We start from the raw sequence: 25,905 nt of genomic DNA, 5'->3' as shown, positions 1-25,905 counted from the left end.
CGTGCAGGATTCGTATCGGACGACTCTTACTGCTCGGCGCCCGACGCCGCGGCCTCGTCCGTCGCGCCGGGCTGGCGCGCGACCGCGTTGCCGTCCACGGCCATGTACTGCGCCACCAGCGGATCGAGTTTCCGCTTCATGCGCAGCATCGCCACGTTGCCCATCGAGACGTCGGCGTATTTCTGCATCGGATCGTCGATCGTGGCCTCCGTGCCGGGGGCGCGCGTCAGGGGGGCGAGCTTCGGTGCCACGACCTGCGTGAGCGCGAAGTAGGCGTCGTCGTGCACGCCGGCCTGCTCTAGCAGTTTGCCCGGCAGCATCCACGACGCGAGATCGGCGCGTTCCGGAGCGGGGCCGTCCTGGTGCGCGTCGATGAGGATGTAGGGTACCGTCTGCGCGAACATGCTCTCCCCGTTGACGAAGCCGAGCTTGTCGTACGCCGCGGTCAGCGCCGGGAGATGGTCACCGTAGAACAGCAGCAGCGTGGGCCTCTCGCGGTGCTTGAGGAGTTCGGCAAGTCGGCCGAGTTCTTCGTCCGCGTGGCGCATGTGGTAGATGTAGTTGCGCAGCTCGAGCGCGACATCGGGCGTCAGACCGTCGGGCACGTCGATCGCATCGCGCGCCTTCGCGTCGACGTTGACGGACTTGTCGTACGGCCCGTGCGCTTCCATGCTGATCGCGAAAACGAAGCGGGGAGGCCCCGAGTCTTTCAGCTGGTTCATGATCTCGTCGGTCATGGCGCTGTCCGCCATGTACTCGCCATCGCGGCGGGCGCCCTTCGGAAAGTCGGCCTGCGAGACAAAGCGATCGAAGCCCAGTGAGCGGAACGCGGTGTTGCGGTTCCAGAACGACGCATCGTTGCCATGCACCGCGATCGTCTCGTACCCATGCGACCGGAGCGTGCGCACCATCCCAGGCACGACATTGGCGTGCATCTGCAGATAAGGGAACTGCATCGTGGGGAAGTAACGCAGCGACAGGCCGGTGAGCACTTCGAACTCCGTCCGGATCGTGCCGCCGCCATACGTGGGCACGTGCAGGCGGCCGGTGCTCGCGTGTTCGGCGAGGCGACGCAGGTTCGGCGCGAAGTTCCGGTCTTCCATACCCTTGACGATGGCAGGATCGAAGAACGACTCGCTCTGCACGACGACGATATCCGGGGTCTGTCGGTTGTTCGTCGCCGCGGCCGCCATGTGCCGGCGCAGGTCGTCATCGCTGTCCGCGATGAAGCGGGTGGCCTCGGCACGATCGATCTTCTGGCCCTTGCCTTCGTTCACCAGCCGGAACTGCATGATCGTCGTGATCGTGCCGTTCCACGTCGCGTTGTCGGCTGCCGACCACGGCTGCATGCTCAGCCGGTCCTTGTCGTAGACGGTGGCCCAGCCCGGGACACCGGCGAGAAGGGTACCGATCAGGCCGGCGAGCGCGAGGCCCGTGACGAGACGGCGACCCTGCGTGCGGCGGGCGAAGAGGGGTGGTTCGTAGCGCGCCAGCGCGACGATGAGCGCGATGACGGCCAGGATGGCGATGTAAGGCAGGGGATTGGACGGCAGGTAACCACCAAGAAGGTGGAGCCCGCCATTCTTGAGCTGGCCGACCATGCGGAAATCCGCAGGCAAGAGCGGCGCGCCGAGATTCTTCATCTTGATCGCGCTGACGACGAGCACGGCGCCCTGGGCCATGAAAGCGATGCCGAACGACAGCCACGCGCGACGCGTGAGGACGAGCAGCAACGTCGCGAGGAGAAGACCGGGCACCGCGTTGACGATCATGTGCCAGGGACGGCTGGCCCATTCGGTCGACGCCACGCCGGGATTGCCATCGAGAAAGCCGGTGTAGAGAACGAACGCCACGGCAAGACAGAGCGGCAATGCCACCCGGCTCGTCACGTCGCGCCAACGCTTTGAATCGAAAGTCATAACGTCCTCTGACTGACCCCCTTTCACGAGGTCATGGAACTGTAACGCAGCGGACATGAACCGGTTGTCAGGCGGTCATTCACACCGTCACGAGATGCGCATGCCGACTGCCGGGCGCGCGGATGTCGGGCGCCGCGGGCGCGACATGGCGCGGGTGAGGCACAATGACCGCCTCATGAACGCCTCCGCCCCGGCTCCGCGCGAAAGCCCCGAACTGCGCGCACTCATCGATGCCCGTTATGCCGACGTGATGGCGGCATGCCGTGCCGCCCGCATTCCGCTGCATGACGACGCCGGCGTCGCCGAGCGCATCCGCCGGACGCTCCTTGCGTCGGACTTCGCGTTCGACGTGCTGCGCCGCCAGCCGGAGCTGCTGGGGCCAGCCGGTCTGGAGCGGTTGAGGGCGAACGGCGACGCCGGCACCCGCGGCGCGACACTCGACCTGCCGGCCGACGAGGAGGCCTGCATGGGGATCCTCCGTCGGTTCCGGCACGCCGAGGCGCTGCGCATCGTGTTCCGGGACGTCAACGGCCTGGACGACATCGACGAGACGCTCTCGTCGACGAGCGCGCTGTACGAGACATTGCTCGAAGTGGCGTTGCGCTGGTCCGGAACCGCGCTGCACGCGCGTTACGGACAGCCGCGCGACGCCGCGGGCGTCGCGCAGCGGATGGTGGTGCTCGGCTTCGGCAAGCTCGGTGGCAACGAGCTGAACTTCTCGTCGGACATCGATCTCGTGCTCGCGTATGCGCACGGCGGCGAGACCGACGGCCCTCGGCCGCTCGACAACGGGGAATACTTCGTCCGTGAGGCGCGGCAGCTCGTGCGCCTGCTCGCCGAGCCGACCGTCGACGGTATCTGCGCGCGGGTCGACCTGCGGTTGCGGCCGTTCGGGCAGGCAGGGCGCCTCGCACTGCCGTTCAGCGCGATGGAGCAGTACTACCAGCGCGAGGGCCGCGACTGGGAGCGTTACGCGTGGATCAAGGCACGGCCCGTCGCCGGGGATCGCACCACGGGGCGCGAGCTGCAGGACATGCTGCGGCCCTTCGTCTACCGTCGCTATCTCGACTACACGGCGTTCGCCGGGTTGCGCGAGATGAAGTCGCTGATCGACGCCGAGGTCGCGCGCAAGGACCTTGCGGGAAATCTCAAGCTCGGCCCGGGCGGCATTCGCGAGATCGAATTCATCGTGCAGCTCACGCAGATGATCCGCGGCGGCCGCGATCCATCGCTTCGCGTGCGTGGGCTGCTCCCGGCGCTGAAAGCCTGCGAGGCGCGCGGTTACATCCCGGCGGCGCGCGCGAAGCTGCTGCGCGCCGCTTACGTATTCCTGCGCCGTCTCGAAAATCGCGTGCAGATGCTGCGCGACGCGCAGACGCACGACATCCCCGACGACGCGCTATCGCGCGAACGCCTCGCGCTCGGCAGCGGGTATGCGAGCTGGGACGAACTCGCCCTGGAGCTCGCGCGTCATCGGGACGCGGTTTCCGCCGAGTTCGCGGCGGTGCTGGTGCCCGAGGCGGGGGGCACCGCGACCGCGCCCGTCGCCGACGTCGCCCTCTGGAACGCGGCCCGTGACGAGACGCTGACCGCCGCGGCGATGGAGGCGTCCGGCTTCGTGCCCGGTAGCGAAGTGGCCGGGGAGCTGGTCAAGCTGCCCCGCGCGTCGGCGGTGCGATCGATGTCCGCGCGCTCGGCCGAGCGCCTGGACCGCCTGATGCCGCAGCTCGTCGGGGCGGCGCGCGGCAGCGTGGCGCCGACCGCGAGCCTGCTGCGCATGCTGCGCCTCGTGCAGGCCGTGGCACGACGATCGTCGTACCTCGCGCTGCTCGACGAGCAACCGAACGCGCGCCGTCGCGTGGCCAGCGTGTTCGCCGACAGCGCGTTCCTCGCCGAGCGCGTGATCGCGCAGCCGCTGCTGCTCGACGACGTGCTCGATCCACGCATCGACAAGCTCCCGCTCAAGCGCGCGGACATCGCCGCCGAGATCGCGCGCACGCTGGGCGCGCTGGACGAGCGCGACGCCGAACGCGAGCTGGAGCGCATCAACGAATTCCGGTCGAGCATCGCGTTCCGCCTCGGGCTGGCGTTCAATGACGGCCGCGCCGACGCCACCGCCACCGCGCGTCGTCTCGGTGGCCTGGCCGAGGCGGTGGTCGGCGCGATCCTCGCGCTGGCGACGCGCGAACTCACCGCGCAGCACGGACGCCTGCCCGGCGACGGCAGCGGTTTCGCCGTGCTCGGCTACGGCAGCCTGGGCGGCGAAGAGCTGGGCTTCGCGTCGGACCTCGATCTGGTCTTCGTCTACGACGGCCGGCGGGCCAACACGATGAGCGACGGTCCGCGCCCGGTCGACGGCACACGCTGGTACCAGCGCCTCGCGCAGCGCGTGATGCACTGGCTCAGCGTGCAGACCCATGCGGGCAAGCTTTACGACGTCGACACGCGCCTGCGGCCGGACGGATCCAAGGGTCTGCTTGTCGCCAGCGTCGATGCCTTCGAGACCTACCAGCGCGAACGCGCCTGGACATGGGAACATCAGGCGCTGCTGCGGGCGCGCCCGGTGGCCGGCGACGTCCGGCTCGGCGATGCGCTGATGGCGATCCGGCGCGAGATCCTCGGGGCGTCGCGCGACGCGGGTCGCGTGTACACGGAAGTCGGCGCGATGCGCGCGCGCTGGCGCGCCGAGCGCGACCGCTCCGACGCGACGCGCATCGATCTTAAGCAGGGCACCGGCGCGCTCATCGACATCGAGTTCGTGCTGCAGGGCATGGTGCTCGCCCACGCGAGCGAGCACCCCTCCATCCTCGACACGCCGGCCAGCAGCACGCTGATCGACGTGTTGCGCGAGGCCGGCCTGCTGACGCAGGCGCAGGCCGACACGCTGCACGTGGCCCATGCCGATCTCCTGCAGATGGGACTGGCCTGCACGCTCGACCTGCGCTCGCGCATCGCGACGCGTACGCCGGAGCTCGACGCGCTGTGCGCCGGCGTGCGCCAGGTGACGGAAGCGCTGGGTTTCGACTTCGAGAAACGCGACGCGACGGCGGCGCAGGATGCCTGACGGCCCGGCCGGCGGTATGCTGTCCGGCCGCTCATGGACGCGATACCGATGACCCGAACTCCGTTGCTGATCGACACCGACCCCGGCGTGGACGACGCCCTGGCCATCCTCATGGCGCACCAGCATGCCGACGTCGCGGCGCTCACGGTGGCCGCCGGCAACGTCGGGCTCGGGCACACGGTGCGTAACGCGCGGACCCTGGTCGAACTCATCGGGGCGACGACCCCGGTATTCGCCGGTTGTCCGTCGCCGCTCGTACGCGCGCCCGACGAAGACGCCGCCTTCGTCCACGGGGCCGACGGCTTCGGCGACGTGGGCTTCCCCGAGCCCGCGCACCCGGCGCAGGCGGAGCACGCCGCGCTGGCGCTCATCCGCCTCACCACGGAACGTCCGGGCGAACTGACCCTGGTCGCGCTCGGGCCGTTGACCAACCTGGCACTGGCGGTCCGCCTCGACCCCTCGCTGCCGGCGCGCGTGAAGCGTCTCGTCGTCATGGGTGGCGCGGTGACCGGCCATGGCAACACGGGCAAGGTGCCGGCCGAGTTCAACATCGGCTTCGACCCCGAGGCGGCGCACGTCGTGTTCGAGGCGTTCCCCATGTTCGATCTGGTGGACTGGGAGGCGACGGTACGCCACGCGTTTCCCGACGACGTGTACGAAGGCTGGGTCGCCTCGGGCGACGCGCGCGCCACGTTCTTCGAGAAGATCTTCGGCACCGCGCGCCGGTTCAACGCGGAACACGAGCGCACGGGCTTCATCGCGGCCGACGCCCTGGCCATGGCCGTCGCGCTCGATCCGGACATGGTCGTGCGCGCCGAGACCCGCCACGTGGCCATCGAACTCGACGGGCGACTGACCCGTGGGGCCACGGTGGTCGACTGGCACCGGCGCCTTGGCGGGCAGGCCAACGCGCGGATCGTGCTGGAAGTGGACCAGGACCGGTTCGCCGCCCTGATCGCGGGGGCGCTGGGAGCGGCCTGACCGCGCCTGCGCCGGTTGCACGGGGGGCGGCGGCTCGTTACAATGCCGCTCTTTTCACCCCGCTATTTCTCAGGTTCAAGCCATGAAAGAGAACATTCATCCGAATTACCAGCAGGTGGTCTTCCAGGACCTGTCGTCCGATTTCGCGTTCCTGACGCGCTCGACGATGTCCAGCAAGGAAACCGTCAAGTGGGAAGACGGCAACGAGTACCCGGTGATCAAGCTCGATATCACCAGCCACTCGCACCCGTTCTACACCGGCAAGCAGAAGACGCTGGACGTCGGCGGTCGCGTCGACAAGTTCCGCCAGCGCTACGGCAAGAAGTAATACCGCGAATTCCGCGCGCCGCTCGCGGGGTGGCGTTTCGCGAGGATCGAAGACACGGGGCGAGCCCAAGGCTTGCCCCGTGTCTTTTTGCGTGCGCTATTTACACGCCCGGCTAACGGACGTTTGAATGGCCTCTGTGCGATAATGGGGAACTTCGGTCGCACGTCGCGGCCGGTACGGCGCCTCCCCGACGGCGCTGTTTTCCACCCCATAGGTATGCCGTCGGTCCAAGAGGGCGGCGGCCTCGCTAAAGTCAGAGGAGCTCGCCGTGTCCGACGCCAAAACCGTCAAATTGGTCGATGAATCCAACAAGCCCGTAAGCGAACTGCCGGTCATCGGCGGCACGCTCGGCGCCGAGTGCGTCGACATCGGCACGCTGTACAAGGACACCGGTTACTTCACGTACGACCCGGGTTACGGCAGCACCGCCAGCACCAAGAGCGCCATCACGTACATCGACGGCGACAAGGGCGTGCTGCTCTATCGCGGCTACCCGATCGAGCAGCTGGCCGAGAAGTCGACCTTCCTCGAGACGTCGTACCTGCTTCTGAACGGCGAGCTGCCGACGAAGCCGGAGTTCGAGAAGTTCTCGAACGACATCACGCATCACTCGATGATGCACGAGAACCTGAAGGACTTCCTGAAGGGCTTCCACCACAATGCGCACCCGATGGCCATGCTGGCCGCCTCGGTCGCATCGCTCTCGGCCTTCTACCACGACGACCTCGACGTCGAGAGTCCGGAAGACCGCAAGCTCGCCGCCATTCGCCTGATCGCGAAGATGCCGACCATCGCGTCCGCCATCTATCGTCATTCGATCGGCTGGCCGAACCGCTATCCGCGTAACAACCTCGAGTACGTCACCCGCTTCCTGCACACGATGTTCGAGGTGCCGAGCGAGACGTACCACGTGAACCCGGTCGTCGCCCGTGCGCTCGACCTGCTGTTCATCCTGCACGCCGACCACGAGCAGAACGCGTCGACGTCCACCGTGCGCCTCGTCGGTTCCACCGGTGCCAATCCGTACGCGTCGGTCGCCGCCGGCATTACCGCGCTCTGGGGCCCGGCGCACGGCGGCGCGAACGAAGCCGTGCTGCTGCAGCTCGAGGAGATCGGCACCGCCGACAAGGTCGAGACCGCGGTCAAGCGCGCCAAGGACAAGAACGATTCGTTCCGTCTCATGGGCTTCGGCCACCGCGTGTACAAGAACTTCGACCCGCGCGCCAAGATCATTCGCGAGGCGTGCCACAACGTGCTCAACGAGCTCGGTGTCAACGACCCGCTTCTCGAAGTGGCGATGAAGCTGGAAGAAGCCGCGCTGAAGGACGACTACTTCGTGGAGCGCAAGCTCTACCCGAACGTCGACTTCTACTCGGGCATCATCTACAAGGCCCTCGGCATCCCGACCGAGATGTTCACCGTAATGTTCGCCATCGCGCGTACCTCGGGCTGGATCTCCCACTGGATCGAGCAGCACGAGACCCCGGGATCGCGCATCGGCCGCCCGCGCCAGATCTACACCGGCGCCGACGTTCGCGATTACACCCCGAGCGACAAGCGCTAATAAAAAAACCCCGCGAAAGCGGGGTTTTTTTTGGGGATTCGGAGAGAGCCAGCGCGCTAACTCGACGCGTTGAACGCCTCGATATCCTCTTCCGCCAGCAGCTGCTGCACCATCGACGCCGTCGCGCGCCGCATCGGCCGCTCGTCCACGCGATCCAGCGGCGCCTGGCGCAGCGCGTCCAGGGGCAGCACCGTGATGTCGAACGGAATGCCGTCGGCGCCGAACAGCAGCACGGGGAATTCGTCCTGGTCGGCGTCGCCGTTCGACCAGCGCAGGCGACGACTCTGGGTTTCCAGCGGGATGCCCTGGTCGCGCAGGAACAGCGCCGGCGCATCGGGATCGTCGCTGAAGACGTGCAGGCAGACGGCGGAATGTTCGTCGGCCGTGCCTTCGAGCACGGCGCCTACCAGACGGGCATCGAAGCCGCGCATGAATCGCATCGCCTCGACGGCCGCTTCCCGGCGCGCGCGCAGGGCCTGCGGCTGCGTGTCGGCGTGGAAGATGCGCTGATGTTCGCGTAGCGCGTCTTCGATCTCGTTGTTGCGGGGCAGGGCCTGCGTATCGACGATGCCGAGCCGCTCGGCCGCTTTCAGTTTCGCGTGGTGGAAGTCACGAATGCCATGCTCGCTCATCAGGCGCGCCGCCTCCTGGGCGACGAGGACGCGATTCTTCTGCGTCCGGTCCTGCGCATGGATCCTGTGGTGCTCGCCTCGTGCCATGACTCACCCCCGTATGGTGTGTTCGTGTGCCAGGCGCGCGCTCGCTCGCGCGGCGCGCGTCAGAAGATGTCGTAGGCGTGTTCCTGCTGTTCCTCCTGCTGTTTCTGGGTCGCCTGTTCGCGAAGACGATCGACGTCCTCGACCTTCATGATTTCGTTCATGCCGCCCGGCGAGGGCAGGCCCGAGCCGGGATCGACCTGTACCGTGGCGATGCCGGGCGGCATCGCGAGCGCATGCGACGGTTTGTCCTTGAGCACCGCACCCATGTAGTCCATCCAGATCGGCAGGGCCGCCTTGGCACCGAACTCGCCGCGGCCCAGCGAACTGAAGTCGTCGAAGCCGACCCACACGGCCGAGGACACGTCGCCGTTGAAGCCGACGAACCAGGCGTCGCGATGGTCGTTGGTGGAGCCCGTCTTGCCGGCGAGGTCGTCGCGTCCGAGCGCCTTCGCGGCGGAGCCGGTGCCGCGCTTGATGACATCCTGCATCAGCGACGTGACGAGATAATCGTTACGCACGTCGATCACGTGCGGCGCGAGCTTCGGGGCCTCTGACGCGCTCGCGTGCGCGTCGGCCGGAAGCACGGCGTCGCCCGTGCCGTTGCCCGCGGTGCCGGCCACCGCGGGGCGGGCGGGGATCAGCGCGGTCGACGGCTGGGTGGGCGGACCGGGCGGCGTCGGGTTGAGCAGGCGTTCCTGGCACTCGGCGCACGCGCGTTCGGGGTTGGCGACGTAGACGGGGTTGCCGTCGCGATCGTCGATGCGCGAGATGAAGTACGGCGTGACCAGGTAGCCGCCATTGGCGAACACCGCGTAACCACGCGCCATGCTCATCGGCGAAACCGAAGCGGTGCCCAGGGCCAGCGAGAGGTTCTGCGGCAGGGCGTCGGGCGTGAAGCCGAAGCGCGTCATGTATTCGCGGGCGAAACGCAGGCCGATCGCGTCGAGCAGGCGTACCGAGACGAGGTTCTTCGACTGCACCAGCGCTTCGCGCAGGCGCATCGGGCCGCTGAACTTGTTGTCGTCGTTGGCCGGCGTCCACATGCCGTCCGGACGCGACGGGTCGGGGAACGCCACCGGTGCGTCGTTGACGATCGACGACGGCGTGAAGCCGCGCTCGAAGGCGGCGGAATAGAGATAGGGCTTGAAGCTGGAGCCCGGCTGACGTGCCGCCATCACCGCGCGGTTGAACTTGGAGCGCGTGAAGCTGAAACCGCCCACGAGCGCGCGCACGGCGCCGTCTTCGGGATCGAGCGACACCAGCGCCGCCTGCACGGCGGGAATCTGCGTGAGGCGCCATTCGAGCTGCGCGGGCTCCGGTGCCGGCTTGCCTTCCTCGCTGGCGACGTCCTCGTTGACGTCGTCCTTCGCGGCCCGGAACAGGCGCACCACGTCGCCGCGCTTCAGCACGGCGTCGACGCGGGTCGGCGCGGCGCCGGAGCGGCCCTCGTTGACGTAAGGGCGAGCCCAGGCCATCGATGCCAGGCTCAGCGTGACCGTCTCCTTGGGCGAGAGGTACACCTTGGCCTCCTTTGCGCCGGTTTCCGTGACGATGCCGGGGATCATGCCCGCGACGCTCGTGTAGCCGGCGAGAACGCGGTCATAGTCTTCGGCACCCGCCTGCGCCGGAAGTTCCTCATGGCCTTCGGGGCCGCGGTAGCCGTGGCGACGGTCGTACGCCGACAGCCGGTTGCGCAGGGCGTCGTTGGCCGCCGCCTGGCCGTCGCTCGGCACGGTGGTATGGACGATGTAGCCCTCGGTGAGGGCGTCGTTGCCCAGCTTTTCGAGCACCTGCTGGCGCACCATCTCGGCCAGGTACGGCGCATCCACCTCGATCTGCTGCTCGTGCGGGAAGGCGTCGTTCGGTTCGTCGATCGCCTGGTCGTATTCGGCCTTGGTGATGAAGCGGTTCGCCAGCATCTGCCCGAGCACCCAGTTGCGCCGTGCCACGAGACGCTTCGGGTTGTTGAGCGGGTTGACCACGGAAGGCAGCTGGAACGTCGAGGCGAGCGACGCGCTTTCGGCGACGGTGAGCTGGTCCAGCGTCTTGCCGTAGTAGTACGCGGCGGCGGCCGCGAGCCCGTAGGACCGATGGCCCAGGAACATCTTGTTGATGTAGAGCTCCAGGATCTGGTCCTTCGTGAGCTCGTTCTCCATGCGCAGCGCGATGAACACTTCCGTCAGTTTTCGCGAATAGAGCTTTTCGGGGCTGAGGAAGAAGTTGCGCGCCACCTGCTGGGTGATCGTCGAGCCGCCCGGACCCTTGTCGCCGCCCGAGAGCACCACATGGATGCCGGCGCGGGCGATGCCGTGCCAGTCGACGCCGGGGTGGCTGTAGAAGTCCGCATCTTCGGCAGAAAGCACCGCGTTCTTCAGCCGCGCCGGCACGTCGGCGATGCGCACCGGGATGCGTCGGGTTTCGCCGAACGAGGCGATCAGGCGGCCGTCCGAGCTCAGGACACGCAGGGGAACCTGCATGTGATAGTCGCGTAGCACCGCCACCGAAGGCAGGCGGGGAGCCAGGAGCCAGTAGGCGACGCCGAGGGCGCCCGCCACGAACAGGATGCCGGCCAGTGCCAGGTACAGCGCATAGCGCAGCAGACGCTTGAGGATTCGCATGTTGGGGTAGGGGTCACCGCCGTGTGGTCGAGCCGGAGTATAGAGCCACGTGGGCCGGGGCCGGGGGTGCCAAACGTGCGACCCTTTGTGAAGGGGTTTCGCTAACCCGGTGACTGGATTTGTGAATTAGTGCCGGTACGGGCTCAGGCCGCCCGTTGCCAATCCGTTAAGTTTTAGATTTAATGCCTTCGCGCCGAAGACCAATTCCGACAAGGCGCGGGGAAGGGGGACAACGTGGGGCTCTTTACACCGAAAGCGGCGCCGTTGATCGGTGTCGACATCAGCTCGACCGCGGTAAAGCTGCTTCAGCTGAGCCAGGCCGGCGGCCGATACCGCGTCGAGCACTACGCGGTCGAGCCATTGCCGCCCAATGCGGTGGTGGAAAAGAACATCGTCGAGGTCGAGGCGGTGGGCGAAGCCATTCGGCGGGCCCTGGCCCGATCCGGGGCCAAGGTCAGGCACGCCGCGGCCGCCGTGGCCGGCTCCGCCGTGATCACCCGGGTCATCCCCATGTCGGCGGATCTCTCCGAGGACGACCTCGAAGGGCAGATCCAGGTCGAAGCCAACCAGTACATCCCCTACCCGATCGAAGAAGTCAGCCTCGATTTCGAGGTGCTGGGACCCGTTCGCGACAATCCCGAAATGAACAACGTGCTCCTGGCCGCCTCGCGGACGGAGAACGTGGACATGCGCATCGCCGCGCTCGACCTGGGTGGCCTGACCGCCCGGGTCGTCGACGTCGAGGCCTTCGCGATGGAGAACGCCTTCGGCATGGTCGCCGACCAGCTGGCGGTCTCGCGCGACGCGCTGGTCGCCGTGGTGGACATCGGCGCGACCATGACCACGCTGGCGGTCCTGAAGAACCAGCGCACCATCTACTCGCGCGAGCAGGTCTTCGGCGGCAAGCAGCTGACCGACGAGATCATGCGCCGCTACGGCCTGTCCTACGAGGAAGCCGGCCGGGCCAAGCGCAAGGGCGGACTGCCCGAATCGTACGAGACCGAGGCGCTCGAGCCGTTCAAGGAGTCGCTGGTGCAGCAGGTCAGCCGCCTGCTCCAGTTCTTCTTCGCCGGCAGCGAATACAGCCGCGTCGACCAGGTGGTCCTGGCCGGCGGCTGCGCCGCCATCGAGGGCATCACCGAACTGCTCGAGCAGCAGCTGGGCGTTCCCTGTGTCGTCGCCAACCCGCTGGCGCGCATGGCGCTCTCCAGCCGCGTGCAGGCCCAGACGCTCGCCCAGGATGCCCCCGCCCTGATGATCGCCGTCGGCCTGGCCATGAGGAGCTTCGACTGATGGCACGCATAAACCTGCTTCCCTGGCGCGCGGAGCGCCGCAAGCAACGGGAAAGGGAATTCTTCATCCAGCTCGGCGTCGCGTTCGGCGCGGCGCTCGTGGCGCTGATCGGCTGGTCGCTGTGGATGGACGCGCGCATCGAGAACCAGGGCGAGCGCAACACCTACCTCCAGGCCGAGATCAAGCAGCTCGACGATCGCATCGCGAAGATCAAGGACCTCGAGAAGGTCCGGGCCGACCTGCTCCAGCGCAAGCAGATCATCGAGCAGCTGCAGGCCAACCGCTCGCAGATGGTCCATCTCTTCGACGAAATGGTGAAGACGATTCCCGCCAGTGCCCGCCTCGCCGGCATGAAGCAGTCGGGCGAATCGATGTCGCTGGACGGCGTCGCCCAGTCCAATTCGAGCGTGGCCGAGTACATGCGCAACATCGAGGCGTCGCCGTGGATGGGTCACGCGGACCTTCGCAAGACCGAGAACACGCACGACGCGTCCCGCATGCCTTATAGCTTCGGCCTCGACGTGCGCCTCAACAGCCCGGCGGAGACCGACGCGCCCGCGGGTTCGTCCACCGCCGCGCCGCCGGCCACGCCGGCCGCCGCGGTGCCGGCTCCGCTGGCCCAGGCCGCGCAGGCGATGACCGCGAAGCCGGCCTCGTCCGGCACGGCCGCGAGCGCGACGAGGGCCGCCGCACCGCCGGCCGCGCCCGCTCCGACGGGAGCCAAGCCATGAAGTTCTTCGACGATCTGCGCAATCTCGATCGCCACAACATCGGTGGCTGGCCGAAATCGGTAAAGACCTTCTTCACGGGCCTGGTCTTCGTGATCGTGCTGCTCGGCGGCTGGTACTTCCAGATCAGCAGCCAGCAGGACGACCTTGAGCAGCAGGAAAGCCAGGAAGAACAGCTCAAGACGCAGTTCTCGCAGAAGCAGGCGAAGTCCGCCAACCTCGAGGCGCTCGAACAGCAGCTGGCCGACATGCAGGACATGCTCCGCACGCTGCTTCGTCAGCTGCCCAGCCGCACCGAGATGCCCGAGCTGCTCATCGACATCTCGCAGACGGCTCTCGCGTCCGGCATCGAGACCGAGCTGTTCCAGCCCGGCCCCGAGACGCCGAAGGACTTCTACGCCGAGAAGCCGATCACGCTGCGCATGGTCGGCACGTACCACCAGTTCGGCACGTTCATCAGCGGCGTGGCATCGCTGCCCCGCGTCGTGATCCTGACGCTGCACGACGTCTCGCTGAGCCCGAAGGACAAGGACGCCAAGGGCAATCCGGTCGGTGCGGGCCAGCTCGTGCTGCAGGGCACGGTGAAGACGTATCGCTACCTCGAGGACGACGAGACGAAGCCAGCCACACCGGCAAAGGGGACGAAGTGATGACGCGGAACCATGCCATCCTCCGGCCCCTCGTCGTGGCGGTGTTCGGCGTCCTGGCGCTCGGCGGCTGCACGAAGGGCACCTCGGACCTGCGGGAATGGGTCGATGCCGAGAAGCACAAGAAGGGCGAGCCGATTCCCGCATTGCCGGTGATCCGCACGTTCGAAACGTTCGCCTACCAGGACCAGGGCGCGCGCGATCCGTTCAGCCCGAGCACGGCGGAGATGGATACGACGGCGTCGAACGGTCCCCGCCCGGATGAAAACCGCCCGAAGGAGCCGCTCGAGATGTTCACGCTCGACAGCCTGAAGATGGTTGGCACGGTTGGTGCTGGTGCGTCGTTGCAGGCACTCGTGAAGGACCCCGGTGGAGTCATCCATCGCGTCCACCGTAACGAATACATGGGGCAGGCCTACGGCCGTATCACTGCCGTCGGGGAGGACCGCGTCGATCTGGTCGAGCTGGTGCCGAATGGCAGCGGCGGCTGGATGGAGCGTCCGGCAAGCATCGCGGTCGGTGAAAAATAAGAACTCGGGGACGACGCACATGACGACCAAACTCACTCATCTGCCGGGAAGCGCGCGCCACAGGGCGCGCCGGTGGATCCTCGGTGCCGCCCTGGCCTTCGCCGGTGGTTTCGCCGGCACCGCCGCCGCGGCCAACGCGCTGCAGAACGTCAGCTACGACACGCAGCCGGGTGGCCGCGTGCAGCTGACGCTCGCGTTCTCCGAGCGCGCACCGGACCCGAAGGTCTTCACGACCAGCAATCCACCGCGGATCGCGATCGACCTGGCCGATACGACCAACGCCTATTCCACGCGCCATGTCGACATCGGCAAGGGCGCCACGTCGGGCGTGTCCATCGTCTCGGCGGGAGGCCGCACGCGCGTCACCATCGAGCTCTTCCGCGACTCCGCGTACAAGACGCGCGTCGAAGGCAAGAACCTCATCGTCACCGTCAACAACGGCGCGACGTCCGCCACGACGACGACCGCGATCGTGTCCGATCCGACGAAGGCGCTGCCTTCCAGTGCCGGCACGCCGCTGTCGAACATCGACTTCCGCCGTGGCCAGAACGGCGAAGGCCGTGTCCTCGTCACGCTCGGTTCGGCCAGCGCGACGCCCGAAATGCACCGCGAAGGCGACCGCGTCGTGGTCAGCCTGCCGGGCACGAGCCTGCCGCCCAACCTGTCCAAGCGCCTCGACGTGCTCGACTTCGCCACGCCGGTGCAGTCCATCGAGCCGACGTCCCGCCCGGGCGGCGCGCGCCTCGACATCCGCACCCGCGGCGACGTCGAAGTGTCGGCGTATCAGAACGGTACCGAGTACGCCGTCGAAGTCGCTCCCAAGAAGGCCGCCGCGCCGGTCGGCAAGGCCGCGAAGGGTCAGGAACCGACGTATTCGGGTTCGCGTCTGACCTTCAATTTCCAGGACATCCCGGTCCGCTCGGCACTCCAGCTGATCGCCGACGAGGCCAAGCTGAACCTCGTCGCGTCCGACAGCGTCGGGGGCAGCGTCACGCTTCGCCTCGTCAACACCCCGTGGGACCAGGCGCTCGACGTCATCCTGCGTGCCAAGGGTCTCGACAAGCGCCGTAGCGGCAACGTGGTGTGGATCGCCCCGCAGAACGAACTGGCCGCCTATGAGCAGAGCCTCGCGGATGCGCGCCAGAAGGCCGAGGATTCCGCGGAACTCGTCTCCGACTACATCCCCATCAGCTACGGCAAGGCCGAAGACATCGCCAAGCTGCTGACCTCGGGCAGCATGCAGGGTGGTGGCAGCACGAGCGGCGGCTCCACGACGCGTGGTTTCCTCTCGGCGCGCGGCAGCGTCTCGTTCGACGATCGCACCAACACGCTGCTGATCAACGACACCCCGGACAAGATCCGTGACCTGCGCGAACTCATCGGCACGCTCGACCGCCCGGTGCAGCAGGTGCTGATCGAGTCGCGTATCGTGGTCGCCACCGACCAGTTCACCCGCCAGCTGGGTGTGCGCTGGGGCGCGCAGGCGTTCAACCACAACAACGCCAACCAGATCGTCGGCACCACGCCCGACCTGAACTCCGGCGACAACGGTACCGGCACCGCCGACCTGGTCACCAGCGTCCATAACAGCGACGTCGGTTACGCGAACGCCGTGAATCAGTTCCGCCAGAACGGCAGCACGGGCGACCTTCCGGTACGCGATCCGTACACCCTGCCGGGCGGCTACAACGTCAACCTGCCGGTCTCGAACCCGGCCGGTAGCATCGGTCTCGCGATTCTCGGCGCGAACTACCTCGTCGACCTCGAACTCTCGGCCGCGCAGACCGAAGGCCGCAGCGAAGTGATCTCCAGCCCGCGCGTCATCACCGCGAACCAGCAGGAAGCGGTAATCAAGCAGGGTACGCAGATCGGCTACGTCACCTACCAGGCCTCCGGTTCCGGCGGTGGTGCGCAGAACGCGACCGTCCAGTTCAAGGACGCCGTGCTCGAGCTGCGCGTGACCCCGACGATCACGGCCGACAGCCGCGTCTATCTGAAGATCAACGTGAAGAAGGACGCTCTCGCCGGCAACACGCCGTCGCCGGGCGGTGGCTTCGTCCCGTCGATCGATACCCGCGAGATCAACACGTCGGTGCTCGTCGACAACGGTCAGACGGTCGTCCTCGGCGGCATCTACGAGATCACCAAGACCAACACCACCGACAAGGTGCCAGGTCTTGGCGATATCCCGGGCCTCGGCGTCCTGTTCCGTCGCACCAACCGCGGCAACAACAAGGCCGAGCTGCTCATCTTCGTCACGCCGCGCATCCTCAGCGACACGCTGCAGTAAGCGACGCGCTCATGCAAAAAAAAAGGGGCGGCCTGCGGGCCGCCCCTTTTTTTTCGGCTCTATACCGTTGCGCAGAAGGCAGGCAATGGGTCCTCTCTCGTTACCGATATGCCTCCGCCAGGTTCCGGCTGGTACGTCTCGATCGGTACGACCATGTCGCGCACCTTGATGGCTGCGTAGCGGTAGATGTTTTCCTGAAAGGGTTGCTTGAACATGATGAACGGCTCGGCGTCGAGATCCGTATCGCGGAGCGCCCGGATGAGCGACATGAACCTGACGTCGCGATCGACGGTTTTTTCCAGCCCGGCGACTGCGCGGTGTCCGATGAATGTCGTCGTCGTTTCCGTGAGGTATACGTCGTGCTCCCGGTCTCCGTAGGCGTCGACGACCGCATCGTTGAACATCGTGGCCCAACTACGGAGTTCCGGCACTTCGTTGAGGCGTGCCTCGAGCCATGCGACGTCATCAGCCTCCATGTCGGCATCCACGACTTTCAGAAGGTCGCCGTCCTTTCGCAGATCGAATGTTCGCGAGATGACATCCGGCCTCGCCACCGCGAGCCTCGCCAATGTCGGTACGAGTGTCTCCGCGAACTGGGTGAACACGTTGGCCATCCGGGTGCGATCTTTCAGCATGGTCGTGACCTCGAATTCCCGGCTGTCGTATTCCTTCATCCACTCCGTGTTGAATTCGTCGATACCCATTGTTTTCAGCGTCGCTTCCGGATGCTCGGGGTCGAGCCTGGCGAACTTTTCCCATACGACGACTCCCACCGGCGGCAGCTTCATGATGGCCTCCGGATCGGCTCGACGGTTTCCTTACAAATGTGCTGGAATTTCTGTGGGCGCTCGATGAGCGGCTGTACTTGAGCTTCGGGATCGGACCCGTGCACGAAGGCATGCACCACAGAACTCGGGTTGTACGTGATGTACCAGACGGAGGGATGTTCCACACGGGGAATGACGCGGATCGGCCCCATTTCTCCGCCCTTGCAGTCCGATATCGGCAACGTCGCACGAGCCTTGCCGTTCTCGTCGGTGATCAGGTCGACCGAGCCTACGACCCAGTGTCCATCCGCGCCGATGTCTCGCGCAGTGACTCTCACGGGATGGCCCGCACCGAGCGGTGTCGCATGGTCGCCTTCGTAAGCGGTCACCTCGATCTCCATTTCGCGAGCGACATTCGCCGCGCCGGGAGTGTCCGAGTTCTCGCCTGGCGCGAGATGGCTGATGTTCTCCTTGCTGAAATACCTGGATAGCACCGCGATAGCCTTCGGATCGCGGACGCGCACGGTGTACTTCGGCGCGGTCGTTGTCGATTCGCCTTTGACTGCGAGGAAAACCGGATGTGAGGTGTCCACCCGCATTTCCTTGCCTGCGTGCAGCAATCCCGCACGGTTGCTGCCGTCGATAACCTCTGCGATTACGCCTTCGGGTGCATCTAGCTTGATGACGGCCTCCTTCTGGTCCGGCCTGAAAGAGACGAGGTAGTTGTCGACGTCGGCATCGTTATCGAGATTGCCGTCGAATACCCGATTGCCGTGAATCGGCGTTGACCTCGCGATCGCATCGTTCGGTTCGTACCGGTCGCTGCCTTCGGCGACGGTCGCCTGCATCTGGAACGAGGAGGCCGCCCCCGCGCCCGTCCGGCCGATCAGCACCAGCCAGCGTGTGGACGGGCCGGTCAGCGCCTGGACGATGCGGTACGTATCGCCGGAGGCGTCGGATGCCATGGCGTGCGTGCTGCCGTCGGCGTCGACGCGAACGAGGCTGACGTCGTGCATGTCGCCCTGACGGAAGCCGGCGAGGTTGAGATCGAGCTTGGTGAGGGACGCCACGTCCGGCGTGACGAGCTGGAAGCAGGCGAGTGTCGCGCCGGCGTCGAGCGATGCGTCGTAGACCGGGCCGATCTCCATGGGATCGCAGCCTGCGACGGGGTCGGGGAGGGTCGTGACGGGTGTCGGGGGTTGGGCGAACGATGGCGTCGCCGCCAGCAGGCCGATGACGCCGACGAGGATGAGCTGTCGCATGGGTGTCTCCTTCGGGTGGAGTCGACACGCTAGGGAAGGGGCCTCGTTTCGAATGTCGGGCGACAGCGCGGCGACGCCGGAGGATCGCCTGCGGCGTCCTGGCAGGCGGCCCCGTACCTCCGGCCCTAAACTTCCGACGATTCCTGTGGTCTCATCGAACCCCACGCCTTCGCGGAACCGCCCCCGATGTCCGATCTGCCCACCGTCACCGCACCCCTCCAGGAGGCCTTCGTCCGGCTGCGTGAGGACCTCACGCGCGGGATCATCGGGCAGCCTCACCTGGTCGAATGCCTGCTGATCGCCTTGCTCGCGGACGGTCACCTGCTCGTGGAGGGCGCGCCGGGCCTCGCCAAGACCACGGCGATCAAGGCGCTGGCCACCCGGGTCGAGGCGGACTTCCACCGCATCCAGTTCACTCCGGACCTGCTCCCCGCCGACCTCACGGGTACCGATATCTTTCGCCCGCAGACGGGCAATTTCGAATTCGAGCGGGGGCCCCTGTTCCACAACATCGTGCTGGCCGACGAGATCAACCGCGCCCCGGCGAAGGTGCAGTCGGCGTTGCTCGAAGCCATGGCCGAGCGCCAGATCACGATCGGACGCCGTACGTGGCCGTTGCCGGATCTCTTCATGGTGATGGCGACGCAGAACCCGATCGAGCAGGAGGGCACGTTCGCGCTGCCCGAAGCGCAGCTCGATCGCTTCCTGATGCACGTGACCATCGGGTACCCGGATGCCGAGGCCGAGCTGGCGATCCTTCGCCTCGCGCGCGACCAGGCGCGCGAGGCGCTGCATCCGGCGGCGCCGCCGAAGCATCTGCTGACCCCGCAGGACGTGTTCGCGGCACGCGACGCGGTGCTCGCGGTGCACATGGCCGAACCGCTGGAGCGTTACATCACGCAGCTGGTGGTCGCCACGCGCGAGGCCGGCAAGTATGGCCCCGAGCTGGCGCGCTGGATCGCCTGGGGCGCGAGCCCGCGCGCGACCATCGCGCTCGACCGTTGCGCCCGCGCGCACGCATGGCTCGCGCGTCGCGATTACGTGCTGCCGGACGACATCCACGCCATCGCCCACGAAGTGCTTCGCCATCGCGTGCTGCCGAGCTACGAGGCCGAAGCGGAGGGCGTGCGCATCGACGCCGTGATCGCGCGCCTGCTGGACCTCGTGCCGCTGCCGTGACCGTCGCCGCTCCCGTCGCCGATGGGCGCGTCCGTGTGTCGCTGCCCGAACTCATCGCATTGCGGTCGCGCGTGATGCGCGCGCCCTCGCCGCCGGTCGTCTCGCGCGTGCAGCGCAGCGGCCAGCGGCCCGGACGGCTGCATGGCCGCGGCATGGATTACGCCGAGTCGCGCGTGTACCAGGCGGGCGACGACGTCCGCCGGATGGACTGGCGCCTGACCGCGCGCAGTGGCGTGGCCCATACCAAGCTGTTCCAGGAGGAGCGCGAAGGTCGCCTGCTCATCCTGCTCGACACCAACGCGAGCATGCGATTCGGTACACGCACGCGCTTCAAGTCCGTGCAGGCCGCGCGCGTCGCGGCCATGGCCGCGTGGTACGCGGTGCGAGGCGCGGATCGCGTCGGCGTGCTCGCCTTCGGCGGGCAGCGTCAGCTGCTCCGTCCGCTGGGCGGGGCGCGTGGCGCGCTCGCGGTCGCCGGTGCCGTCGCCGCATGGGACGCGTCGGTGCCCGGCGACGACGAAACCCTGTCGGCCGCCCTGCAGCGCGCAGGCCGCCTGATGCACGGCGCGTCGCGCGTGCTCATCGTCAGCGACGGCTTCGCCGTCGACGACGCGGCGCGTGGCCGCATGCTCGGCCTCGTGGCGAAAGCGGAGGTGTCGGTGGTGAACGTCGCCGATCCGCTGGAGCTGACGGCCCCACCCGCCGGTCGTTATCCCTTCGCGCACCGCGGCGTGCATTACGACGTCGTGCTGCAGGCCGATCGCCAGCGCGAGGACTTCGCGCGCGGCCTCGGCGAAGGCCACCGCCGCCTGACCGATCTCTGCACCGGGCTGGGATTGCACCATCGAACGCTCGACACGAGTGCCGATCCGCTCGACGCGGTCGTGGCGCTTCTTGGCGCGAGGGCGCGCTGATGCCGCCGAACGGTCCCGAACTCCGCGACATCCACGTGCCGTACGTGTCGCCGTGGTGGCCGCTCGCGCCGGGCTGGTGGCTGCTGCTTGGCCTCCTCGCACTCGTGGCGATCGTCGTCGTCATCGTCGTGCGTCGCCGACGCGCGTGGCATCGCTACCTGGACGCGTCGCTGCGAGGCCTGCGTGACGCCACCGCGCGTCACGCCAGCGACGGCGACGCGCGCGCCTTCGCGGCCACCGCCAGCGACCTCGTGCGCCGCGTCGCGCGCACGCGCGATCCGCACAGCGTCGCGCTCTCCGGCGAAGCATGGCGCGACGCGCTGGCCGCGATGTCGCCGAAGCACGACGTCGACGCCATCGCGGCGATCGACGCCATGAAGTACCGGCGCGACATCGACATCGACGTGCCCGGCACGGCGCGCGACGTCGAGACGTGGGTACGCGTCGCCCTGCGCCGTCCGACCGTCGGGAGGCGCACGCATGTCGCTTCCTGAATTCGCCTGGCCCTGGCTTTTCCTCGCGCTGCCGCTGCCGTGGCTGCTTCGCCACGTGTTGCGCCCGGTGAAACCGGCGCAGGCCCTCAACCTGCCGCAGCCCGGTATCTCGCTGGTGCAGGCGTCGCTGGCGCGCGCACCGTTCGCCGCCACGGCGCTGCTCGCGCTCGCCTGGCTGTGCCTCGTCGTGGCCGCGGCGCGTCCGCAGCATCTCGGGCCACCCGAACCGCAGCGTCGCAGCGGCCGCGCCACGATGCTCGCCGTCGACCTGTCGGGCAGCATGTCGCTCGACGACATGCAGCTGGCGGGGCGCTCGGTCACGCGCTTCGCCGCCGTCGAAGCCATCGCCGGCGACTTCATCGACCGCCGCGCGGGCGACGAACTGGGCCTCATTCTGTTTGGTTCGCAGGCGTATCTCGTGACGCCGCTGACCTACGACCTGGATGCCGTGCGTGCGCAGCTGCATGGGGCCGTGGTCGGCCTGCCGGGTCGCGAAACCGCGATCGGCGACGCCCTCGCGGTGGCCGTGAAGCGCCTCGCGGACATGCCGGAGCAGGCGCGCGTCGTGGTGCTCCTGACCGACGGCGTGAACAACGCGGGCGCCATCGCACCGCGCGAAGCCGCCCGCGCCGCGAAAGCCGCGGGCGTTCGCGTCTACACGATCGGCATCGGCGCGAACGCGATGCGCGTGCCCGACTTCTTCGGCAGTCGCGTGGTCAACCCGTCGGCGGATCTCGACGTCGGCATGCTCACGGACATCGCGAACCAGACCGGGGGCCGCTTCTTCCGCGCCACCGACACCGACCAGCTCGCGCAGGCCTATCGCGCGATCGACGCGCTCGAACCCGTGCCGCAGGAGGGCGCCGCGTTGCGTCCGCGTTTCGAGTTGTTCCGCTGGCCGCTGCTCGCCGCGCTCGTCCTGTTCGCGCTCGCGGCGCTGCCGCGTTTCGTCGGAAAGAGGTCGCACGCATGAGCGCATGGTTCGGCGCCTTCCATTTCATCGAGCCACGCTGGTTGTGGCTGCTCGTGCTCGTGCCACCCATCGCCTGGCTGACCGGACGACGTTCGTCGGGCCAGCGCGTGCTCGCGCGCCTCGCCGATCCCGAACTGCTGCCGTACCTGCTCGACGGCCAGGCCGCGACGTCGCGCGTGCCCGTGATGGCGTTCGTCGCGGCGGCCGTGCTCGCGGTGCTCGCGCTGGCGGGGCCCTCGTGGGACCGGCAGACGCAGCCGCTGTTCGCCGAGCGCGCCGCCCAGGTCGTGGTGGTATCGATGTCGCAGCACATGCTCTCGCACGACGTGGTGCCCGATCGCCTCAGTCGCGCACGCTACAAGGTGCGCGAGCTCTACGCCGCGAATCGCGACGGCATGAACGCGCTCATCGCTTACACCGGCGACGCGTTCACGGTGGCACCGCTGACGACCGACGCGCATAGCGTGGACGACCTGCTCACGGCGCTCGCGCCCGACACGATGCCGGTCGAAGGCGATGATCCGGGCAAGGCGATCGATCTCGCCGCCGATCTGATCCGGCGCGCCGACGTGCGGGGTGGCTCCATCGTGCTCGTCACCGATCGTGCCGACGCAGCCGCCGTGGCGGCTGCCCGGCGCGCGCGTGCCGCCGGCGACCGCGTTTCCGTACTCGCGATCGGCACCGCGCGTGGCGGCCCGATCGCGGCGGAGGATGGCGGATTCCTCAAGGACGAGCGCGGCGACATGGTGATGGCGCCGCGCGACGACGCGTCGCTCCAGGCCGTCGCGAATGCGGGTGGCGGTCGGTTCGTTCCCGTCGCGGATGGCGCTTCCGAAGTGACAACGCTCGCAGGCGCCTTGCAGAACGACGGCGAGGGCAAGGCGGTGGAAGGCGCGGCGTCGGGCCAATGGCAGGACCGCGGCCCGTGGCTGCTGCTGCCGTTGCTGCCTCTGGTCGCACTCGCGTTCCGTCGCGGCTGGCTGCTCGTGCTCGCGCTCGCGTTCGTGCCCCTGACGCCCGCCCGTGCGGACGGGCTCGCCGACGTCTTTCGCACGCGGGATCAGCAGGCGGCGCGGGCGCTCGCCGCCGGCGACGCGAAAGCGGCGCAGTCGCTCGCGAAGAGCGATGCGCTGCGTGGAGCGGCGGCATACAAGGCCGGCGATTACGCGGGCGCGGAAGCGGCGCTCGCGCACGGCACCGGCACCGACGCGCAGTACAACCTGGGCAACGCGCTCGCGAAACAGCAGCGGTACGAAGACGCGATCGCCGCATACGACCGTGCGCTGAAAGCCGATCCGAACAATGCCGACGCAGCCGCCAACCGCAAGGCGGTCGACGATTTCCTGAAGCAGCAGAAGCAGCAGCAGAAGGACGAGAAGGACAAACAGGACAAGCAGGGCGGCAAGGGGCAGCAGGACAAGAATCAGCCATCCCCCGGCCAGCAGGGCAACGACGAAAAGCAGGGCCAGGAGGATGGCAAGGATGGCAGCAGCGGGCAGGGCGGCCAGCAGTCGGGCGCCGACGGCAACGACGATGCCAACGCGCAGGGCGCGAAGGACAAGGCCGGCGAAGGCGAGGGCGGCGATCGCGGCAAGGACGCCGGCAAGGGACAGGCGCCGCAAGGCGACGCCACCGCCAAGTCCCAGGCCGAGCAGGCCCGGGCGAAGCAGGCGCAGGATGCCCTGAAACAGCAGATGGACGCGAAGCTCGCCGGTCAGGCCGACGGCAAGGACGGGCAGCAAGGACACGACCTCGGCATGGTGTCGGCAAAGGAAGCGGCGTCGAAATTGCCGCCCGACGTACAGCGTGCGTTGATGCGCGTGCCCGACGATCCGGGTGGGCTGCTAAGGAGAAAGTTCATGCTCGAATACCAACGCCGGCACGGCGCGGAGCCGGAAGAATGAACATGCGCGGTCTGTTGCTTGCCATCGCGCTGGGCTGCCTGCCAATGCTCGCGTTCGCGCAGTCGGCACCCGTGGCGTCGCTCGACCGGAGCAAGGTCGGCATCGGCGAAACGGTGACGCTCAACATCGAGCTCTCCGACCAGACGTCGGAATCGCCGGATTTCTCGCCGCTGATGGCGGACTTCGTCGTGCTCGGCACGTCCACGAACCATACCTTGAGCATCGTCAACGGCACGCGCGAGGCGCGCACCATCCTCGGTGTCGCGTTGCGTCCGCGGCGCGAGGGTCACCTCGTCATTCCCGCGCTGACCATCGGCGGGCAGAAGACGCAGCCGGTGTCCGTGGACGTCGCCGCGACGTCGGACGCGGGGGGTGGCGCGGCCATGCGGCCCGTGTCGCTCGAAGGCAAGGCCGATCCCGTCACCGCGTATGTGGGACAGCAGATCGATTACACGCTGCGCCTGTATTTCGCGGTGAACCTCGCCGATGGGCAACTCGGCGATCCCACGGTCGAGGGCGCGGAGATCCGGCGCGTCGGCCAGGACGCGAATTACCAGACGATGCGCGAGGGCCGCCGCTTCAACGTGGTCGAGCGCCACTACGCGATCTTCCCTCAGCGCGCGGGCCCGCTCGAGATCCAGCCGCCCACGTTCCAGGGCACGGCGGTCGATCCCACCGACGCGACGTCGTTCTTCGGAGCGGGCGAACCGGTGAACGCCGTCGCCGAGCGCGTGCGCATCGACGTGCGCGCGCGTCCCGATGCCGCGGCGAACGGTGCGTGGATCCCCGCGCGCGAGCTGAAACTCGTGCTCGACGGCGTGCCGCCCGACGGCAAGGCGCGTGTCGGCCAGCCGATCACGCTGACCATGCGCCTCGATGCCACCGGCATGCCGTTCGAAGCGTTGCCCGCGCTGTCGCTGCCGAAGCTCGACGGTGCGGACGTGTATCCCGACAAGGCCGTCACGGGTGGCGGCAGCAGTGGCTCGTGGGTCACCGGCCGGCGCCAGCAGGGCTTCGCCGTCGTGCCGACGCGCGCCGGCACGCTGCACATTCCGGAAACGACGCTGCACTGGTGGAACGTCGTCACCGACAAGCCCGAGGTGGCGACGGTCCCCGCACGCGATATCGAAGTCGCGCCGTCGAACGGTGCCGCGGCGCCGGCCATCGCGCCTCCCTCCACCGGTGCGAGCGCCGCACCCGCGTCCGCACCGGCACCGGTGGCGACCGTCGCCGATGCCGCGGCCGCGACGCCGACGGGTTCGCCATGGCGGCTGCTCTTCATCGCCGTGCTGTCGCTCTGGATCGCCACGGTGGTCGCATGGTTCCTGCTTGCGCGCCGACGCGGTTCGCGTGCCGCCGACGTGCCGCCGGCACCGGCCCCCGTGACGCGCGAGCGACCCGCGCATGAGCATTTCCTCAAGCTGGCGGTGCGCAGCGATCTCGCCGCGGCCGAGCAGGCATTGCTGCGGTGGGCACGCATCGTCCGTCCGTCGGTGACGTCGCTCGGGGCGCTCTCCGCCGCCTTGCGCGAGGGCCCGCAACGCGACGCGATCGCCGCGCTGCAACGTGCCCGCTACGCGGACGGCGACGCACCGGGACCGCGGCTGCGCGACGCGTTCGCGAAAGGATTCGACTGGCTGCCGCCCACGCAAGGCGGAAGCGACGACGCCCTGCCGCCGCTCTATCCCCGTTGATCTAGCCTCCTGCTACGACCGGGTGCCCGCGGCGAAC

General features: G+C 68.0%; 20 protein-coding genes. 15 read left to right on the top strand and 5 right to left on the bottom strand.

Features of this window, described 5'->3' with window-relative positions; all coding sequences use genetic code 11:
- Nucleotides 1–26: 26 nt before the first annotated feature.
- On the bottom strand, nt 27–1,919 hold the full coding sequence (locus BMX32_RS04840) for an LTA synthase family protein (protein WP_244511408.1): 1,893 nt from the start codon (nt 1,917–1,919) through the stop codon (nt 27–29).
- 175 nt (nt 1,920–2,094) lie between these two features.
- Here BMX32_RS04840 and glnE point away from each other — a divergent pair, with 175 nt between their 5' ends.
- The 4 genes from glnE (at nt 2,095) to BMX32_RS04820 (ending at nt 7,856) form a co-directional block, all read left to right on the top strand.
- Complete coding sequence (gene glnE, locus BMX32_RS04835) at nt 2,095–4,983, top strand: bifunctional [glutamate--ammonia ligase]-adenylyl-L-tyrosine phosphorylase/[glutamate--ammonia-ligase] adenylyltransferase (protein ID WP_029213267.1); 2,889 nt, start codon at nt 2,095–2,097, stop codon at nt 4,981–4,983.
- Nucleotides 4,984–5,031: 48 nt separating this feature from the next.
- A complete protein-coding gene (locus BMX32_RS04830) occupies nt 5,032–5,964 on the top strand; it encodes a nucleoside hydrolase (RefSeq protein WP_029213266.1) in 933 nt (310 codons plus the stop codon).
- A gap of 82 nt (nt 5,965–6,046) precedes the next feature.
- Nucleotides 6,047–6,292, top strand: a complete 246-nt coding sequence (locus BMX32_RS04825) for a type B 50S ribosomal protein L31 (protein ID WP_029213265.1) — start codon at nt 6,047–6,049, stop codon at nt 6,290–6,292.
- A gap of 268 nt (nt 6,293–6,560) precedes the next feature.
- Nucleotides 6,561–7,856 carry a citrate synthase gene (locus BMX32_RS04820; RefSeq protein ID WP_089975159.1) on the top strand — a complete coding sequence of 432 codons (1,296 nt, stop codon included), beginning with the start codon at nt 6,561–6,563 and terminating at the stop codon, nt 7,854–7,856.
- Nucleotides 7,857–7,912: 56 nt separating this feature from the next.
- Here BMX32_RS04820 and BMX32_RS04815 read toward each other — a convergent pair whose 3' ends face one another.
- Both BMX32_RS04815 and BMX32_RS04810 read right to left on the bottom strand, forming a co-directional pair.
- Nucleotides 7,913–8,575 (bottom strand): hypothetical protein, encoded by a 663-nt coding sequence (locus BMX32_RS04815; RefSeq protein ID WP_029213263.1) that lies wholly within the window; start codon nt 8,573–8,575, stop codon nt 7,913–7,915.
- A 59-nt stretch (nt 8,576–8,634) separates the two neighbouring features.
- A complete protein-coding gene (locus tag BMX32_RS04810) occupies nt 8,635–11,193 on the bottom strand; it encodes a penicillin-binding protein 1A (RefSeq protein WP_029213262.1) in 2,559 nt (852 codons plus the stop codon).
- Between the two features lie 234 nt (nt 11,194–11,427).
- On the opposite strand from BMX32_RS04810, the gene BMX32_RS04805 reads away from it, so the two are divergent.
- The 5 genes from BMX32_RS04805 to pilQ are packed head-to-tail and all read left to right on the top strand — an operon-like array spanning nt 11,428 to nt 16,681.
- Entirely contained in the window at nt 11,428–12,486 is a 1,059-nt protein-coding gene (locus tag BMX32_RS04805) for a pilus assembly protein PilM (RefSeq protein ID WP_029213261.1), read from the top strand.
- Nucleotides 12,486–13,217 (top strand): PilN domain-containing protein, encoded by a 732-nt coding sequence (locus BMX32_RS04800; protein WP_029213260.1) that lies wholly within the window; start codon nt 12,486–12,488, stop codon nt 13,215–13,217. Before BMX32_RS04805 ends, BMX32_RS04800 begins: the two co-directional genes overlap by 1 nt.
- On the top strand, nt 13,214–13,864 hold the full coding sequence (gene pilO / locus BMX32_RS04795; RefSeq protein WP_089975156.1) for a type IV pilus inner membrane component PilO: 651 nt from the start codon (nt 13,214–13,216) through the stop codon (nt 13,862–13,864). The genes BMX32_RS04800 and pilO overlap by 4 nt, the downstream gene beginning before the upstream one ends.
- The gene (locus BMX32_RS04790) at nt 13,864–14,391 is read left to right on the top strand and encodes a pilus assembly protein PilP (protein WP_029213258.1); all 528 of its coding nucleotides are present in this window, start codon (nt 13,864–13,866) and stop codon (nt 14,389–14,391) included. The genes pilO and BMX32_RS04790 overlap by 1 nt, the downstream gene beginning before the upstream one ends.
- 19 nt (nt 14,392–14,410) lie before the next feature.
- Nucleotides 14,411–16,681, top strand: a complete 2,271-nt coding sequence (gene pilQ / locus BMX32_RS04785) for a type IV pilus secretin family protein (protein WP_089975153.1) — start codon at nt 14,411–14,413, stop codon at nt 16,679–16,681.
- A gap of 59 nt (nt 16,682–16,740) precedes the next feature.
- Here the strand turns inward: pilQ and BMX32_RS04780 are convergent, their stop codons facing one another.
- Nucleotides 16,741–17,469 carry a hypothetical protein gene (locus BMX32_RS04780; protein ID WP_089975150.1) on the bottom strand — a complete coding sequence of 243 codons (729 nt, stop codon included), beginning with the start codon at nt 17,467–17,469 and terminating at the stop codon, nt 16,741–16,743.
- The gene (locus tag BMX32_RS04775; protein ID WP_089975148.1) at nt 17,466–18,710 is read right to left on the bottom strand and encodes a hypothetical protein; all 1,245 of its coding nucleotides are present in this window, start codon (nt 18,708–18,710) and stop codon (nt 17,466–17,468) included. The genes BMX32_RS04780 and BMX32_RS04775 overlap by 4 nt, the downstream gene beginning before the upstream one ends.
- Nucleotides 18,711–18,896: 186 nt before the next feature.
- Here BMX32_RS04775 and BMX32_RS04770 point away from each other — a divergent pair, with 186 nt between their 5' ends.
- Genes BMX32_RS04770 through BMX32_RS04745 form a run of 6 tightly spaced genes read left to right on the top strand, consistent with a single transcriptional unit; the run spans nt 18,897 to nt 25,868 of the window.
- Nucleotides 18,897–19,889, top strand: coding sequence for an AAA family ATPase (locus BMX32_RS04770; RefSeq protein ID WP_089975146.1), 993 nt, complete (start codon nt 18,897–18,899; stop codon nt 19,887–19,889).
- Entirely contained in the window at nt 19,886–20,803 is a 918-nt protein-coding gene (locus tag BMX32_RS04765) for a DUF58 domain-containing protein (protein WP_029213253.1), read from the top strand. Before BMX32_RS04770 ends, BMX32_RS04765 begins: the two co-directional genes overlap by 4 nt.
- Nucleotides 20,803–21,297, top strand: coding sequence for a DUF4381 domain-containing protein (locus BMX32_RS04760; RefSeq protein WP_139206672.1), 495 nt, complete (start codon nt 20,803–20,805; stop codon nt 21,295–21,297). Before BMX32_RS04765 ends, BMX32_RS04760 begins: the two co-directional genes overlap by 1 nt.
- On the top strand, nt 21,284–22,270 hold the full coding sequence (locus BMX32_RS04755; protein ID WP_089975143.1) for a VWA domain-containing protein: 987 nt from the start codon (nt 21,284–21,286) through the stop codon (nt 22,268–22,270). The genes BMX32_RS04760 and BMX32_RS04755 overlap by 14 nt, the downstream gene beginning before the upstream one ends.
- Entirely contained in the window at nt 22,267–24,174 is a 1,908-nt protein-coding gene (locus BMX32_RS04750; protein ID WP_089975141.1) for a tetratricopeptide repeat protein, read from the top strand. The genes BMX32_RS04755 and BMX32_RS04750 overlap by 4 nt, the downstream gene beginning before the upstream one ends.
- Entirely contained in the window at nt 24,171–25,868 is a 1,698-nt protein-coding gene (locus BMX32_RS04745; protein ID WP_089975138.1) for a BatD family protein, read from the top strand. Before BMX32_RS04750 ends, BMX32_RS04745 begins: the two co-directional genes overlap by 4 nt.
- Nucleotides 25,869–25,905 lie beyond the last annotated feature (37 nt).

This window comes from Luteibacter sp. UNCMF331Sha3.1, from assembly GCF_900109915.1.
Lineage (GTDB): Bacteria > Pseudomonadota > Gammaproteobacteria > Xanthomonadales > Rhodanobacteraceae > Luteibacter.
Note: the sequence above shows the minus strand (reverse complement) of the source record. Positions and strands in the feature narration are given on the sequence as shown.